We start from the raw sequence: 15432 nt of genomic DNA on the forward strand, positions 1-15432 counted from the left end.
TACCGCGCTCTATCTCCTCGTTTGCCTCGAATCACTTCCGCTTTTAAAAATTGGACCTGAACAAAGACATTCCGTGTCTCGACGGTGTCTTACACATATTTTTTTGGCAAAAAATTCAGATCTCGCAGCGTTTCATTTTCCCTCAAGCTCTAGAATAAGAGCTTTCATCTCCGCTATTTCCCTCCTCTGCGATTCGACGATTTGATCAGCGAGTTTCTGCACGCGTGGATCGGAAATATTCGCTCGCTCACTGGTCAAGATCGCAATCGAATGGTGAGGAATCATTGCCTTCATCCAAGACACGTCATCGACTGTGCTCTGACTGCGTGCCAGCCATAACGCCACCGCAAACAATACGATGCTGCCGACAAAGATACCTACATTGAGCCTATTATTTGAGTACATGCCGAGCATAAATCCGAGCATAACTACCGCCATTGCCGCGCCCATCACTAAGGCCATATACAGCCGAGTTTCGCTGAAAAATATATGCGCCGACTCATAGACGTTCAAATACATCAAGCCAAACATTACCACCGTAGATGCTGCAATCATCGTACCGAACCGCAAATAACTATTCATGGCTACTCCTGTCATGTTGAGTGAAAAAATCTTCAGGCTCGAAGATTCATCAGTGCGAGTGCTTTTTATGGAATAAACTGCTAGTGCGAATGAGCGGGGGAATCTCCATTCGCATGTGTCGAACTCGGGTTACTGTTGTGCTCCGCGCGACCACTAAGATCTTCGTACTGCTCGATTGAATATTCAGGGAGCTTCTTGAGAAAAGCAACGATATCCCATAGCTCTTTATCGCTGTGTGTCGCTCCCCACGCAGGCATCCCTGTCATCTTGATACCGTTCTTTATAATCCAAAACAAACTCTCGTCTGACTGATGGCTATTTTCTTTGGTAAATAAAGGTGGTTGCGGATTTAACCCAAGGTGTATTGGCGTTGGCTCGACACCAGGCCCGAGATGACATATCTGGCACATTGCTGCGTACGACCTCGCGCCGTTCTCGATTCGTCGCATGTCAGCGAGATCGGCAGGGACCCTTATACTGTCGTCACGACGATCAATTGACTGGTTGCGCGTAGTTTCAAGCGCCCAACGGACTGGCGCCGTATGCATATCATTTGCCGCAATATTATATAAGCCAGAGTATATAAACGCGAATCCAGCGGCAATTACTATCACGGCCGCCAGAAGCAATGTTTTCAATGCCACCATCAGTCACCTCAAAGAACGGAAACTTAAGTTGTGTTTTTACCTTCCCCGATACTACGCTAATAGCAATTTTAAGCAGTGACATCTAAAGCATTAAAAGATGCCTAAGATGTCACTGACAGCTCATGCAAGGCGTCTGGCCTTACAGCGGGAAGACGTAATTAGAGCCAACCGTACTTACCCCAGCGATAAAGGCAGGCTCTTCATTAAACATGAAGTCGGACTGGCGTAGATCCGCCATATAGACACCCTGCAGCAAGACCGAACCGTCCGCCGCGCCATCCCCATTCGTGTCCCACGAGATCAAGGCACCAGCCGTCGCATCCTGGACAGATACCTGGTCTGGCATGATGTCGATGAATGCGATGTGATCGAAAGCCCCTTGGGCAGCACCACGCGCTTCGAAGTCAAGTACGACATCGTTACCGCTGTCAGGCATGACCATGAATGCGTCTGCGCCAGTACCGCCGCGTATGGTATCGTTACCCATGCCGCCTTCAATCATGTCGTGACCAGCGCCCGCATCGATGACGTCGTTACCGTCCCCTCCCATGACCTCGTCTTCCGCATCGCCACCGTCAAGTTGGTCATTACCCATCCCGCCGTCGAGCCTATCAGACCCTGCGCCACCTTCCAGGCTATCGTCGCCTGCGTCGCCTTGGAGGATATCGTCACCACCATTGCCGAAGAGCTGGTCGTTGCCATCGCGACCAAAAAAGTGATCCCATGTCTCGGCCCCATCGAAGGTGTCTGCGACCTCCGTACCTACTTTCACCCTGTAGGTTTCATCACCGGTAAAGCCGAACTGCACCGGTGTATCACGCCTTAACATTGCATCAGCGATGCGATCAAACGCTGGATTGCTTCTGTCCGAACCGTTAATCACAGGTCCTTCTTCGCTCATAGTCGGCCGCTCAGGCGTAGGAGCGTCAGCCGGGCGTGAGGAGGGTGGAAGCTCAGGAGACTCGGCAAACATGAAATCGTCTTGCGATAAATCCGCCTTTGTCACTCCATTCATGAGCACCGAACCGCCGTCCCAGCTGATCTTGACACCGTCGGGAGTGTCGGCAAACGAAAGGTCCGCCCAGCTCAGGCCGTTGATCGCGAGGTGATCGAACATTCCTGGCCCAGCAGTGAAGTCGCGAATGACGTCATTGCCGCTGTCGGGCGAGATCATGAAAGCGTCCGCGCCCAAGCCCCCGATCAGGATGTCGTCGCCGGCGCCGCCGTTGAGGTCGCCATGGCCCTCGCCCTCGTCAAGCAAGTCGTTACCCGCTCCTCCCATCAGACCGTCTGCTTCAGCACCTCCATACAACCGGTCATTACCCATCCCTCCCATCATCCGGTCGCCACCATCGCCGCCGACGAGCAGATCGGCGCCTGCGTCCCCGAAGAGATTGTCTTCACCAGCACCGCCATCGAGCGCATCATCGCCGCCCAGGCCCCACAGATAATCACGCGTTTCGCTGCCCGACAATGTATTGACTGCGCCAGTGCCGACACGGATTGCATAGTCATAAGGGGCGCTACCAGCGTCGAAATCAAAAGAGATGCCATCACGTTTTGCGTGCTGTGCTCCAACCCGCTCCAATGCCCGGGCGCCCGCATCCTGTGCATCCTTTGCCCTGTTCATGTTATTTGCCATAATCTGCTCTCCTTGAATGCAATACTTGTTCCAAAAAGGGGCTACAGTCGGTTTTCATCCCATCGATGACTGCAGCCCATACGCTTAGTGGGATCCGATTTGCGATCCAGACATCGATGCGGCTCCAGCGGCCGACTGACTCATGTTTCGGCACTCTTGTGCGCAACGGCGGCATGCGGCAGCGCAATCCTGGCAATGCTGCGCCTGGTGCTGCGCGCACTCGTCCCCACAAGCTTCGCAAATGTCGGCACACAGCTGGCACACTTGAATTGCGTGCTCGGTCGAGCGGCTCATGAGCTGCGCAGCAAGACGGCAGATCGCAGCGCACTCGTTGTCCAGTTCGATGCAGCGAGCCATCATCTTTGGATCCGGTTCCTGAAGGCAGGCCGCAGCGCATGTGTCACAGGCTTGAGCGCATTCGTAGCAAGCCTGAATGCACGATTGGAACTGATTTTGGATCATGATCTTCTCCTTAAGCGTTCATTGAAAGGTTGCCTCTTCCATTAATCCCGCACGCTTTTCAGCGTGTCTCATACGAATTCGCTTCTTTATTTACTCAATCCAGAACTAGAACCAGAACCGGATGCCGGCAACAGCCTGCACCTCGCTTTGGCCCCGCCCACGAATGCGCGTGAAGTCGGCGGTTTCGCCGAATTGCCGACTCCATGTCACCCCGATGTAAGGTGCAAACTGGCGTGTGACTTCATAACGCAGCCGCAGGCCCGCGCTGATGTCGGACAGGCCGCTGCCTATCTCACGTTCCGGATCGCTACGGCTGTAAAGGTTCGCTTCCACCTCGGGCTCAAGGATCAGTCGGGAAGTGAATAGAACCTCGTACTTGACACTCAGGCGTGCTGCCAAGCCGCTGCCAGGACGCCAGTACGCTGTCGCCTCGGTCTCGAACCAGTAGGGAGCCAGGCCCTGCACGCCAAAGGCTAACCAGTTACGGCTTTTGCCTTCGCCGCTATCGTGCCGGACACCTACTTGCGTGCTCCAGAATGTTGCAAACGCCCGGTCCCATAAGAGCTCAGTGCGCGCCGACTCAAGTGCCTCGCCACGGCGCTCGCCTTCCGCCTTCACCCAGGCCTTGTCGTAGTCGTTGCCATACCAGGCCTCGAACTCCACATTCTGGCCTTGCTCACCGTCGCCTTTCGCCGCCTCGGCCTTGTCGAACAGGACTTTCCAGAATGGCGCGTTGTCGTTCATCTCATGATTACCGAGGTGCGCGAACTTCGTGCCCTCGTTATACGCGTTCGGGTCGCGCGCGTCGGCCGGCGGTGGACCGCCTTGCATGCGCCCCATCTGCATGTCCTGTCCGCCGGCGGCGGGCGAAACTATGGCTTGGGCGGCATGATCCATCCCAGCATGGGCGTTACTGGCGGACGCTCCGGGGGGCGGTGCATGGCCCATCGCCGAGTGATCCATATTCTGCGCTTGAGGCGCGTTGCGTTGCCCCTGCACTGTCGGACTTGCTTGCGCTGGCATCGCGTGTCCTGCGTGCCCTGAAGCCGGGCTCTGCTCTCTTACCGGCTGCCCAACGTTTCCTGGTTCCGGAGCCGTAGGCGTGCCTGAGCGATTGGCTGGAGCTGTCGTATGATGGCCAGTATGTTCAGATCCTTGTCCTTGTTGCTGATTCTGCTGTTCCGCCCGTGATGTCTTTGCTTCCGTTGGGACAGAATGAGCTGCTTGTCCAGAACTTTGTCTGGCATCTGGTTTTGCAGGCACTGCTGGTTGCAGAACAGGCTTAGCTGGAGAGCTCGGCGGTGTCACGTGACCCATGGCCGCATGATCCATTGTCGAGTGAGTGTCCCCCGTCAATGATTGCACCGAGGGGACCTGCTGGACGGACGCAGTCGCTTGCGCGGCAGCATTCTGCGAAAAAAGCGAGGCGATCACCAAGGCATAAGGAATCGGCTTCCTCAGTTGATTCTTCATGACACTACTACCTCCCTGAACATTCCGGCTTCCATGTGATAAAGCAGATGACAGTGAAAAGCCCAGTGGCCCGGCGCATCTGCGGTCACCCGGAAGCTGACGCGTTGCGCGGGCTGAACGTTAATGGTGTGCTTGCGCACCTGGAATTGTCCGGTTGCAGATTCAAGCTCGCTCCACATCCCGTGCAGGTGGATCGGGTGATTCATCATCGTGTCGTTGACAAGCACAACGCGCAACCGCTCGCCATACCTGAAATGAATTGGCAGGGACTCCGAAAATTTCTGGCCATCGAACGACCACATGAAGCGCTCCATGTTCCCTGTCAGGTGCAGTTCAATCTCCCGCGTGGGCTCCCGAGGATCAACTGGTCCTCCAACCGTACGCAAGTCTGCATAGGTCAGTACCCGCCTGCCGTTATCCCGCAGGTTCACGCCAGGGTCGTCCAGATTCGTCCTGGGCATGTCAACACGCATGTCAACGCCCGGGCCATACTCAGTTCGCGCATGACGTACCTTCGGCGCTTGAGCTGGCTTGGACGTCGATGCTGTCGTCGACTGGCCATGGCCTGCATGCGAGTCAGCCGCTGTCGGCGCATCCTGTGCATGGTTTTGGTGCGTCGCTATGGCCTCACGACTTGCCGTACTGGATGAGGACGAGTTTTGCATTGCTCCATGGCCGCCGTGGCCGCCATTTGCGCCCGACATGGCCATTGCTCCCATCATGTCAACCATAGTGAGCCAGTGTGCCTCGTCAATTTCCGGAACAGGTGCCTGCATCCCTTGGCGGGGTGCGAGGGTTGCGCGTACCGATCCGGAGCGGCCGATGGACTGAGCGAAGATTGTGTAAGCCTGCTCTTCAGTCGGCTCGACGATGACATCGTAGGTTTCAGCTACCGAAACACGAATCTCGTCGACCGTCACCGGCTCCACATCCTGCCCGTCGGCGGTAACGACGGTCATTTTCAAACCTGGAATGCGCAGATCGAAGATAGTCGTTGCCGAACCATTGATGATCCGAAGTCGAACCTTCTCGCCAGGGCTGAATATTCCAGTCCAGTTGCTCTCTGAGGTCGAGCCGTTGATCAGGTACCTTAGTGCGCTACTGATGTTCCGGCTAGCCGTGACATCGCTGAAGTCAGTCGGCATCATGCGCATCTGATTCCACATCTTGCGCTTTTCAACCGCGCCCGAAACACCCATGCGCTGGGCATCTTGCATAAACTCACCGAACGTCGGCTGTTTGTTATTGAAGAAGTCGCTCATCTTTTTAAGATTAGCGAGTACGCGCTCAGGCTTTTCGTCGGTCCAGTCCGACAGCATGACTACGTAATCACGGTCGGCCGAAACTAGCTCACCGTTTTTTGGGAGCACAACGATCGGACCGTACAATCCTGTCTGCTCCTGGAAGGCTGAGTGGCTGTGATACCAGTATGTGCCTGCTTGCTGCACTTTGAACCGGTAGGTGAAGGTCTGACCTGGCGCAATGCCTGAAAAGCTTATTCCCGGAACGCCGTCCATTTCCTCCGGAAGCAAGATTCCATGCCAATGGATGGAGCTAACGGTCTGCAGTTGGTTGGTGACCCGGATGGTCACGGTATCGCCCTCGTTCCAACACAAAATCGGGGCAGGAACCTGGCCATTTACCGCGGTAGCGATCCGCGCGGCGCCCGTAAAGTTGACGGGCATGGGAGCGATCACTAGGTCAAAGTCGGTCCCGCGCAGAGTCCCCCGGTCGCTAGGCTGCGCAAAGAGTGAACGGGGATTCAAGCTTGCAAGACCGATCGCTGCACCGGCACCCTGCAGGAAGCGGCGGCGCCAGTTGCTATTGCAGCTAGCGTCGATATCGAACGAATTCATCTGGTTCTCCGATTAATCGATAGATCATTTGACGACCCAGAATGCGGAATGCAACGCATCGGGCTTCGTCAAAAATTTTTGGCTATGGGTGCGCAAAGTAGGCCAGCCAATACTGCCACTAATGAAGTAGCAAGTACGGCGTGATTCGGCATCAGCTTGATGGAACAGATTGTCCAACGGCCAGCGCTGCCCTGGCATGCTTGAATCGAGGAACAGGCACGCCGCGGACCAGCCTACTATGATGCGAGGGAATGAGAGGATCGTGGCGGTCGCTCCAGCCGTGGCGGGAAATGACCAGTGAAGGAGAAAGTGGCTTTTGGCTTGGCAGTTACAGCCGAATCTTGCACAGCAGCGAGGCTGAAAACTGGTGGAGGCGCATAGCTACCAATACAGCACCCGGAACATGTTCCGCAATTCGCGCCCTTGTGACTACGCATGCGCTCACAATCGCCAGACGCAGCGTCGTCTCCAGAGGTGACGATATCACTAAGGTTCGCCGAGATTTCAGGCGTGGGATATACAACTTGTTGAGCGCTGTCGGGGTCAACTTGATGATGCGCCATGCTACAAGCGAACTGCGCGACCCCGGCGATACTCTGTATCGGCAGGGTCACGAACAATAGGCAAAGCAAGAAGGTTTTTAACCGGTGGTGCATATGGCAACCTTAGCATGGTCATCGAACACCATTCCACACGTTTCGCACGGGCACCAAGCACGCCACACTCGACGGGCCACTTGTTCGAATGCGATGTAAAGCTGCTTTGAGTCAATCGGTACTTGCCTAAGCGAACACGCAAGGTAAACACAACGTTCCCTACTGCGGTCGCGTTACACCTTGAAATCGTCGAACGAGACGTTGCGGTCGTCTATTCCCTTCGCGCGGCATTCTGCATGTAGCGTTGAGCATTGCTGGAGGGCCGCATAGGTAACATTCGAGCGAGGTGGGGGAAGGCCACATCCGTGTTAAGCGAAGATCACGACTAGTCGGCTGCCTAGTTAAGAAGTGAGACTTTTCTTCATCCGTCTCACGTATCAAGCTGTGAAATACGGCTAGAATGTCACGGACCGCCGTTACCTTTCCAAACCCGATGCGACGCTCCTTCCCCGCACTGTTCAGATGCATTGCACTTCTCCTCGTCATGACCTTCATGACGTCGGGCATGGCGATGGCATCGTACGTGTGCCCGGAGATAGTCGGCAAGCAGGCGCCCATGCAGATGATGGATGGGGAGCTCTGCGCCGGCATGGACATGGAGCGCCCCGTCCATTGTGCCGAGTTCTCGGCTGACACCAAGGCGTCCGTCGACCACCATAACCCGGCTCCTGCGCTGAGCCTGCTGTCTCCCGCCGGCCTCGTTCGGATCGTCGCACCCGTCTCGACGCTTGCGGTCTCCCTGCCCTGGCTCGGCGACCTCCCCGCGCCGGACGCTGACCCGCCCTACCTGCGAACTCTGCGTATCCGAGTCTGACCACCTCCCGTCTGGCATGTGCCCGGCCAGTTGCCGGCGCTCGTTTTCATTCGCGGAGGATGTATGTATTCTTATCTCATGTCACGTCATGGCGTGCCGGCCAAGCCCGCACGCCTTGGCCACGCTCTGGTCGTGGCCTTGTTCCTACTTGTTCCGAGGGGCGCATCTGCTGCCCCCGTTGGGCTTTCCCTGAACGAAGCCCTGGCACTTGCAACGTCCGTTTCGTCCTCAGCAAAGGCGGCACAGGCCTCGGTCGCCTCAAGCGAGCATGCTGCCGCGCGCGCGGACCAGTTGCCCGACCCTACCCTGAAACTGGGCATCGATAACCTGCCCGTAACGGGCCCGGACCGCTTCCGCCCCAAAGCCGATTTCATGACAATGCGCCGGATCGGCATCGAACAGCAATGGGTTTCCCGCGGCAAGCGGGAGGCCCGGACGCAGGTGGCACGCCGCACGGTCGAGGCCGCCGAGGCGGCGCATCTCGACAAGGTCGCGAATATCCGTGTCGAGACCGGAAAAGCGTGGCTGACCGTGCTGTACAAGCAGCGAGCGGTCGGCCTGTCCAGGTCGATTGCGCACGAAATGGAAAGCGAACTTTCGGCCCTCCAGGCATCGCATCGCGGGGCCAAGGCCTCGGCCAGCGACGTCCTTCAGGCAAGAGCCGAGCTCGTGCTCAGCGGCGACGACGTCGATGCGGCCGAGCAGGACCTGCAGACCGCGCTCCTCCAGCTGCGCCGCTGGACCCGCACCGACTCCAGGGCCGTGTCTGATGAGGGGCCGAATCTGGACACTGCGGCAACCCGCTTGGCGATGTCGAACCTGGAAAGCATGCATCCGGCCATCCTCGGCGCACGCCGCGCCGTCGACCTGGCCGACGCCGACGCGGGCGCGGCCGTACAAGAAAGCCGGCCCGACTGGTCATTCGAAGCCGGCTTCGCCCAGCGCGGCGGACAGTTTTCAAACATGGTTTCGTTTGGCGTCAGCATCCCCTTGACCATCCACCGGGCGCAGCGCCAGGACCGCGAGATCGCGGAGAAAGCCGAACTGGGCACACGGGCAAGGCTGGAGTACGAGGAGGCTTTGCTCGAGACACGGTCGGCTATCGAGGCCCAGTTGGGGCAGCTCGAGAGCCTGAAGCGCCGCATCGCCCGGCTCGAGAAGGAACTGCTGCCGACGGCGGCACGGCAGGTCGAGACCGCGCTGGCCGACTATCGCGGCGGGATGGGAACGCTGACCTCGGTATTCAAAGCCCGGCGTGCCGCTCTCGCGCGCAGGCTGCAGGTTAATGCGCTCGAGCTGGAGGCCGCACTGGTGTGGGCGGGACTGGAACTGCGCCTGCTTCCGCAGGACTTGGCAAGTGCCGGGAGGACTGGCAAATGAAGCGCTCCCTTGCAACGAAGACTCTGATCCTTACTGCTGCGGGTGCCCTGATCGGGTATGGGGGCTACTGGCTGGGCGCGAACAGGTCTCCAGGCGGCTCCGGCGGACACGGCGACAGGAGCGCGCCGGCCACCGCCTCCCCATCGGATCCGGGCAGGCGCGTCCTGTATTGGCACGATCCGATGGTTCCCGGAAAACGCTTCGACAAGCCCGGGAAAAGCCCGTTCATGGACATGCAGCTGGTCCCGGTGTACGCCGACGGCGGTGAAACGACCGGGGTCAGGATCTCGCCGACCCTCCAGCAGAATCTCGGTATCCGGTTCGCGACCGTGCGGCGCGAGGTAGTCACCGAGTCGCTCGATCTGGTCGGCACGACCCAGTTCGATGCCAGCCGCGAGGAGGTCATCCAGAGTCGTACCGCCGGCTACATCGACAGGCTTCACGTTCGCACGCCACTCCAGCAGATCAAGCGCGGTCAGTCCGTCGCTTCGGTATTCGTCCCGGAATGGATCGCCCCCCAGGAGGAGTATCTTGCGCTCAGACGGGGCGGCGACACAGCGCTTGCCTCCGCCGCTCGCCAGCGCATGCGCGCACTCTCGATCCCCGACTCTCTTGTCGCGGAGCTGGAGCGTACCGGGCGTGTGCAGACGCACCAGCTGCTCACCTCCCCCGTTTCCGGGGTCGTCAGCGAACTCGGGGTGCGTGAAGGCGCCCAGGTAACACCGGGCATGACCATCGCCAAGGTAGTCGGCATGCAAACCGTCTGGCTGCTTGCCGAGGTGCCGGAAGCCCTGATCGGCTCCGCTCGAGCCGGCATGCGGGTGAGCGCGACGGCGGAAGGCAATGCCCGGCAAACCTATGAAGGCAAGGTGCGTGAAATCCTGCCAGGCGTGAACGCCGCTACCCGGACTGCCCAGGCCCGCATCGAACTGGACAACCGCGACGCATCACTGATGCCTGGCATGCTGATGCGCGTCCGGCTGAGCGCTGCTGCAGCACAGCCGCGCCTGATGGTTCCGACCGAGGCCGTGATCGCATCGGGTACACGTTCCATCGTACTGGTCGCTCAGGGCGACAGCCTGCGTCCTGTGGTCGTGACAACCGGCCGCGAGATCGGGAATGACACCGAGATCCTGAGCGGCGTGGACGAAGGCCAGAAAGTCGTCATCTCGGGGCAGTTCCTGATCGATTCCGAAGCGAACCTGAAATCGGTCCTCCCCAAGTTCGAAAGTGAAATGCCGGCGGCACCCACCAATGGCGGCGGGGCCCAGACGCCTGCACCCAACCGTATGGACGCCATGAAGAAGTCGCCGAACGCCGCTGCACAGCCAGACAAGCCAGGCAAAGCGGCAATGGTACATACGGCGGTCGGCAAGGTGGAGCAGGTCTCGGAAGATGCCATCACGCTGTCGCACGGGCCCGTCCCGACACTGCAATGGCCGCCCATGACGATGGATTTCATGAAGCCTGCGCCTGATGCATTCAAGGACATCCAGGCTGGCCAGACCGTCGAATTCGACTTTGTCGAGGGTGCCGATGGCTACCTGCTCAAGCGGGTCGTGGTAGCGAAGGACGGCAAGCAATGATCGCGCGCATCATCCGCGCGTCGATCGCCGCCCGGGTCTGGGTTCTCCTTGCCGCCGCCCTGCTAGCGGCATGGGGCGTCCACTCGCTGCGCACGACCTCGCTCGACGCCCTGCCCGACCTTTCCGACACCCAGGTCATCATTCGCGCCCAGTTTCCCGGCAAAGCGCCGCAGCTGGTCGAAGACCAGGTGACGTATCCATTGACCACTGCCCTGCTGTCCGTGCCCGGAGCGACCTCGGTGCGGGGGTACTCCTTCTTCGGCGACTCGTTCGTCTACGTGCTGTTCGATGACGCGACCGACCTGTACTGGGCGCGCTCGCGTGTGACGGAATACGTCAACCAGGTACAGAACCGCCTTCCCGCCGGCGTGCGGGCCGAACTGGGACCCGACGGTACCGGCGTCGGCTGGGTATTCGAGTATGCGCTGGTCGACAGGACCGGCCGGCACGACCTCAGCCAGCTGCGCGCCCTCAACGACTGGTTCGTGAAGTTCGAGCTCAGGACGGTGCGCGACGTCGCGGAAGTCGCCAGCATCGGCGGCATGGTCCGGCAATACCAGATCGTCCTCGACCCGGACCGCTTGCGCGCGTTCGGCATGTCACACACCTGGGTGCTCGATGCGGTCGCTCAGGCCAACCAGGAATCCGGAGGCTCCGTCGTCGAAATCGCGGAAACCGAGTACATGGTCCGCTCGCACGGCTACCTACGTTCTCTGGAGGACTTCCGCAACATCGTCTTGAACGCGAACGAAGCCGGCACGCCGGTCCTACTGGGGGACGTCGCCTCGGTGCGCCTGGGGCCCGAGATGCGGCGCGGTATCGCCGAGCTCAATGGCCAGGGCGAGGTCGCCGGCGGCGTCGTGATCATGCGGTCCGGGAAGAACGCACTCGACACCATCGACGCCGTCAAGGCCAGGCTCGAAACGCTCAAGCATTCGCTCCCGGAAGGTGTGGAGATCGTCACGACCTATGACCGGTCGACGCTGATCTCGGCATCGGTGGCGAACCTGGGGAGCAAGCTCGTTGAAGAGTTCATCGTAGTCGCGATCGTGTGCGCGGTCTTCCTGTTCCATGTGCGTAGCGCGCTCGTGGCCGTGCTCACCCTGCCCTTGTGCGTGCTGGCGGCATTCATCGTCATGCGCTACCAGGGTGTCAATGCGAACATCATGTCACTTGGGGGCATCGCGATCGCCGTAGGCGCCGCTACCGATGCCGCGCTCGTCCTGGTCGAGAACGTCCACAAGCACCTCGAGAGCTATGCGGAAACCAACGCGGCCAGCGCGCCCGACGCCAGGACCCGCTGGGAAATCATTGCCCAGGCATCGGTCGAAGTCGGGCCGGCACTGTTCTTTTCGCTCCTGATCGTGACCCTCTCCTTCATCCCCGTGTTCGCGCTCGAAGCCCAGGAGGGCAAGCTGTTCTCGCCACTTGCCTACACCAAGACGTACACGCTTGCGGCGGCCGCCGGACTGGCCATTACCCTGGTTCCTGTACTGATGGGCTATCTCATCCGGGGCCGGATCCCGAAGGAGTCCGCCAACCCGATCAATCGCCTGCTCATCAAGGGTTACCGCCCGCTGCTCGACGCCAGTCTCCGGCACCCGAAAACCACGCTGGGTATCGCCATGATCGCGCTTCTGCTGACGGCCATCCCTATCTCGCGGCTGGGCGGCGAGTTCCTGCCGCCCCTGAACGAGGGCGACCTCCTCTACATGCCCTCGGCCCTGCCAGGCCTGTCCGCCGCAAAGGCAAGCGAATTGTTGCAGCAGACCGACCGCTTGATCAAGACAGTGCCCGAGGTGGCGACCGTTTTCGGCAAGGCGGGTCGCGCGGAGACCGCGACCGACCCGGCGCCGATGGAAATGTTCGAAACGACGATCCAGTTCAAGCCGAAGGACCAGTGGCGGCCGGGTATGACCACCGAAAAGCTGGTGGAGGAGCTTGACCGCATCGTGAAGGTGCCTGGGCTATCGAACGTGTGGGTGCCGCCGATCCGCAACCGCATCGACATGCTCTCCACCGGTATCAAGACGCCGGTAGGCATCAAGGTTTCCGGGCCGGACCTGGGCCAGATCGATAAGGTGACGACGGCCATCGAAGCCGCCGTCAAGACGGTCCCCGGCGTCAGCTCCGCGCTTGCCGAACGGCTCAGCGGCGGCCGCTATATCGACGTGACCATCGACCGGCTGCGCGCCGCGCGCTATGGCATGAGCGTGGCCGACATCCAGACGGTCGTATCGACGGCGATCGGTGGCGACAACGTGGGCGAAGTCGTCGACGGGCGGCAGCGCTTCCCGATCAACGTGCGCTATCCGCAGGACTACCGCGATTCGGTTCAGGCCTTGCGCGAACTGCCGGTCGTCACCGCGCGGGGCGCGCAGATCCGCCTAGGCGACGTGACGACGATTGTCGTGATGGACGGGCCTCCGATGATCCGCAGCGAAAACGCGCGCCTGTCCGGTTGGGTGTATGTCGATGTCCGCGGTGTCGACCTTTTGACTGCCGTTCGCGCAATGCAGGAGCGCGTCCGGGAAAAGGTCACGCTGCCGCCGGGTTATTCCGTCGGCTGGTCGGGACAGTTCGAATATCTCGAGCGCGCTTCCGAGCGCTTGAAGACCGTCGTCCCGCTTACCTTGCTGGTCATCTTCCTATTGCTATACCTGGCCTTCCGCTCCACGGCGGAAGCGCTCCTTCTGATGGCGACCGTGCCGTTCGCACTCGTCGGCGGGTTCTGGCTGGTCTGGCTGCTTGGCCACGCCGTGTCCGTTGCAACTGCGGTCGGGTTTATCGCGCTCGCAGGGCTCGCGGCAGAGTTTGGTGTCGTCATGCAGGTCTATCTGCGCAATGCGCTCCAGAGCCGGCTCGATGCCGGGCGTGCTTTGACCAGCGAACTGGTGATGGAAGCGATCACGGAAGGTGCGCTCCTGCGGGTACGTCCCAAGGCGATGACGGTTGCAGTCATCGTGGCCGGGCTGCTTCCCATCATGTTCGGAAGCGCGGCCGGCTCAGAAGTCATGCAGCGCATTGCGGCGCCGATGATCGGCGGAATGGTCACTGCACCGCTGCTGTCCTTGTTCGTCATCCCGGCAGCGTGGCGTCTGTTACACGAACGCTCCCTGCATGAAGCGCGCAATGTTGGTGCCTCATCGGGAGATCACAACTAAGGATATGAAACTGTAGGTAGTGCCGGTGCGCGGCCCTGTGCATGGGACGCGTACCGGGCTGAATCACTGCAAGATCCCGTCGTCCGCTGGCGTCCTGGAAAGCACGGATTTGCTATTTGGTCAACGCAACCGGTATACTGGTTCCGAATGAAACATCTGTGATTGTCGACGCCTCTCGGTGATGCAATAATCGATCACGCACAACCCTGGGACTCCGTTCATGCTTACAGCCTTGTTGTTTGCCGCCGCCTTGACTACTACCGTTATCGTAAGCTCGGACGACAGTTACCACGTCCCGCAGATCGAGCGTTCGATACTTGAGGGTAAGTGCCAAGACCGTGAACTCAAGCTCACCGAGCAGCGCGGCAAGATGACTTTGGCGGTCGACGGCGAAACGCGCGACATCAGCGGCAGCACCTTTGCGAAAAGCTACCTCTCAGGCAGCTACCTCGGGCGCTTTACGATAGCGTGCCGCAGAGACAATCAGGGCTTCTCGCTCAATTTCTTCGGCGTAGAGGTTCCAAAAGACGGCGTCCCTAGCCCCGCGGCGGGGGCGATCGGCTACGACTCGACACTGTCCGTCACATCGGACTCAGCTATTACCCGGCAAGAGATCGACCTCTACCAGTTCAATGTGAAGCGAAACGGATATTGGCTTCAATAGTTTTGCTTGCCATGGCATCGTGCTGTTCCGAGAAGTGCCGCCGATTCTTGAAGCCACTGACCTCTTCCGTGGCATGCACTACCCACGTTGCTGTAGCGTCCACAAACTGTTTCCGAAGCACTACGAACGCTAAGGGCGCCTGTCTGGTAGTTAACGCTAAGTAGTCACCCAAAATTCATCGTGAGTTTGCTCCCGAAGCCGCTCATCAAGGACTGAACCTCATCAAGCAGATCTGTGCCGTTCTTGGCAACGAAGCGGCGCCAGTAATGGTTGGCGCGCTTCCACAAAATCTCGATTCAATTGAGTTCAGGGCTATAGGGCGGCAGATAATACAGATACAAGCCATCCTTGGCCCACTGGCTCCGCTTCTTGTTTATATGGTCGGGTAATCCCCCCACAGAAAGAGCGCGTTTAGAAGTAGAATTTTCTACTTAAGAACAGAAAGCTCTACATGAAGACGTCCCGTTTTACCGACAGCCAGATCATCGCCATCCTCAAGCAAGCCG

General features: G+C 59.3%; 11 protein-coding genes. 5 read left to right on the top strand and 6 right to left on the bottom strand.

Annotated features, from left to right (window positions below; genetic code table 11):
• Positions 1-132: 132 nt before the first annotated feature.
• The 6 genes from J3U95_RS26890 to J3U95_RS26915 form a co-directional block, all read right to left on the bottom strand.
• Complete coding sequence (locus tag J3U95_RS26890) at positions 133-582, bottom strand: DUF305 domain-containing protein (RefSeq protein ID WP_005670891.1); 450 nt, start codon at positions 580-582, stop codon at positions 133-135.
• Positions 583-662: 80 nt separating this feature from the next.
• Positions 663-1229: a c-type cytochrome gene (locus J3U95_RS28850; protein WP_081590007.1), complete on the bottom strand. Its 567-nt coding sequence runs from the start codon at positions 1227-1229 to the stop codon at positions 663-665.
• 139 nt (positions 1230-1368) lie between these two features.
• Positions 1369-2871, bottom strand: a complete 1503-nt coding sequence (locus J3U95_RS26900) for a calcium-binding protein (RefSeq protein ID WP_005670894.1) — start codon at positions 2869-2871, stop codon at positions 1369-1371.
• An 84-nt stretch (positions 2872-2955) separates the two neighbouring features.
• Positions 2956-3333 carry a four-helix bundle copper-binding protein gene (locus tag J3U95_RS28910; protein WP_109343470.1) on the bottom strand — a complete coding sequence of 126 codons (378 nt, stop codon included), beginning with the start codon at positions 3331-3333 and terminating at the stop codon, positions 2956-2958.
• Positions 3334-3438: 105 nt separating this feature from the next.
• Positions 3439-4179 (bottom strand): copper resistance protein B, encoded by a 741-nt coding sequence (locus tag J3U95_RS26910; protein ID WP_040778337.1) that lies wholly within the window; start codon positions 4177-4179, stop codon positions 3439-3441.
• 623 nt (positions 4180-4802) lie between these two features.
• Positions 4803-6662, bottom strand: a complete 1860-nt coding sequence (locus tag J3U95_RS26915) for a copper resistance system multicopper oxidase (RefSeq protein ID WP_109343472.1) — start codon at positions 6660-6662, stop codon at positions 4803-4805.
• Positions 6663-7802: 1140 nt separating this feature from the next.
• Here J3U95_RS26915 and J3U95_RS26920 point away from each other — a divergent pair.
• The 5 genes from J3U95_RS26920 to J3U95_RS26940 all read left to right on the top strand — a co-directional run bounded on the left by J3U95_RS26920 (position 7803) and on the right by J3U95_RS26940 (position 14926).
• Positions 7803-8132 (top strand): hypothetical protein, encoded by a 330-nt coding sequence (locus tag J3U95_RS26920; RefSeq protein ID WP_005670903.1) that lies wholly within the window; start codon positions 7803-7805, stop codon positions 8130-8132.
• A gap of 63 nt (positions 8133-8195) precedes the next feature.
• A complete protein-coding gene (locus J3U95_RS26925) occupies positions 8196-9512 on the top strand; it encodes a TolC family protein (protein ID WP_005670905.1) in 1317 nt (438 codons plus the stop codon).
• Entirely contained in the window at positions 9509-11098 is a 1590-nt protein-coding gene (locus tag J3U95_RS26930) for an efflux RND transporter periplasmic adaptor subunit (RefSeq protein WP_005670907.1), read from the top strand. Before J3U95_RS26925 ends, J3U95_RS26930 begins: the two co-directional genes overlap by 4 nt.
• Positions 11095-14262: an efflux RND transporter permease subunit gene (locus tag J3U95_RS26935; RefSeq protein ID WP_005670908.1), complete on the top strand. Its 3168-nt coding sequence runs from the start codon at positions 11095-11097 to the stop codon at positions 14260-14262. The genes J3U95_RS26930 and J3U95_RS26935 overlap by 4 nt, the downstream gene beginning before the upstream one ends.
• Before the next feature lie 220 nt (positions 14263-14482).
• On the top strand, positions 14483-14926 hold the full coding sequence (locus J3U95_RS26940; RefSeq protein WP_184236228.1) for a hypothetical protein: 444 nt from the start codon (positions 14483-14485) through the stop codon (positions 14924-14926).
• The last annotated feature ends 506 nt before the right edge of the window (positions 14927-15432 follow it).

Source organism: Massilia oculi, from assembly GCF_017582745.1.
Lineage (GTDB): Bacteria > Pseudomonadota > Gammaproteobacteria > Burkholderiales > Burkholderiaceae_D > Telluria > Telluria oculi_A.

Coding starts and splice junctions, on each gene's coding strand:
- J3U95_RS28910 (WP_109343470.1), bottom strand. CDS start 3,333: ATGATCCAAAATCAGTTCCAATCGTGCATTCAGGCTTGCTACGAATGC.
- J3U95_RS26915 (WP_109343472.1), bottom strand. CDS start 6,662: ATGAATTCGTTCGATATCGACGCTAGCTGCAATAGCAACTGGCGCCGC.
- J3U95_RS26935 (WP_005670908.1), top strand. CDS start 11,095: ATGATCGCGCGCATCATCCGCGCGTCGATCGCCGCCCGGGTCTGGGTT.
- J3U95_RS28850 (WP_081590007.1), bottom strand. CDS start 1,229: ATGGTGGCATTGAAAACATTGCTTCTGGCGGCCGTGATAGTAATTGCC.
- J3U95_RS26930 (WP_005670907.1), top strand. CDS start 9,509: ATGAAGCGCTCCCTTGCAACGAAGACTCTGATCCTTACTGCTGCGGGT.
- J3U95_RS26890 (WP_005670891.1), bottom strand. CDS start 582: ATGAATAGTTATTTGCGGTTCGGTACGATGATTGCAGCATCTACGGTG.
- J3U95_RS26910 (WP_040778337.1), bottom strand. CDS start 4,179: ATGCAGATGGGGCGCATGCAAGGCGGTCCACCGCCGGCCGACGCGCGC.
- J3U95_RS26940 (WP_184236228.1), top strand. CDS start 14,483: ATGCTTACAGCCTTGTTGTTTGCCGCCGCCTTGACTACTACCGTTATC.
- J3U95_RS26920 (WP_005670903.1), top strand. CDS start 7,803: ATGACCTTCATGACGTCGGGCATGGCGATGGCATCGTACGTGTGCCCG.
- J3U95_RS26925 (WP_005670905.1), top strand. CDS start 8,196: ATGTATTCTTATCTCATGTCACGTCATGGCGTGCCGGCCAAGCCCGCA.
- J3U95_RS26900 (WP_005670894.1), bottom strand. CDS start 2,871: ATGGCAAATAACATGAACAGGGCAAAGGATGCACAGGATGCGGGCGCC.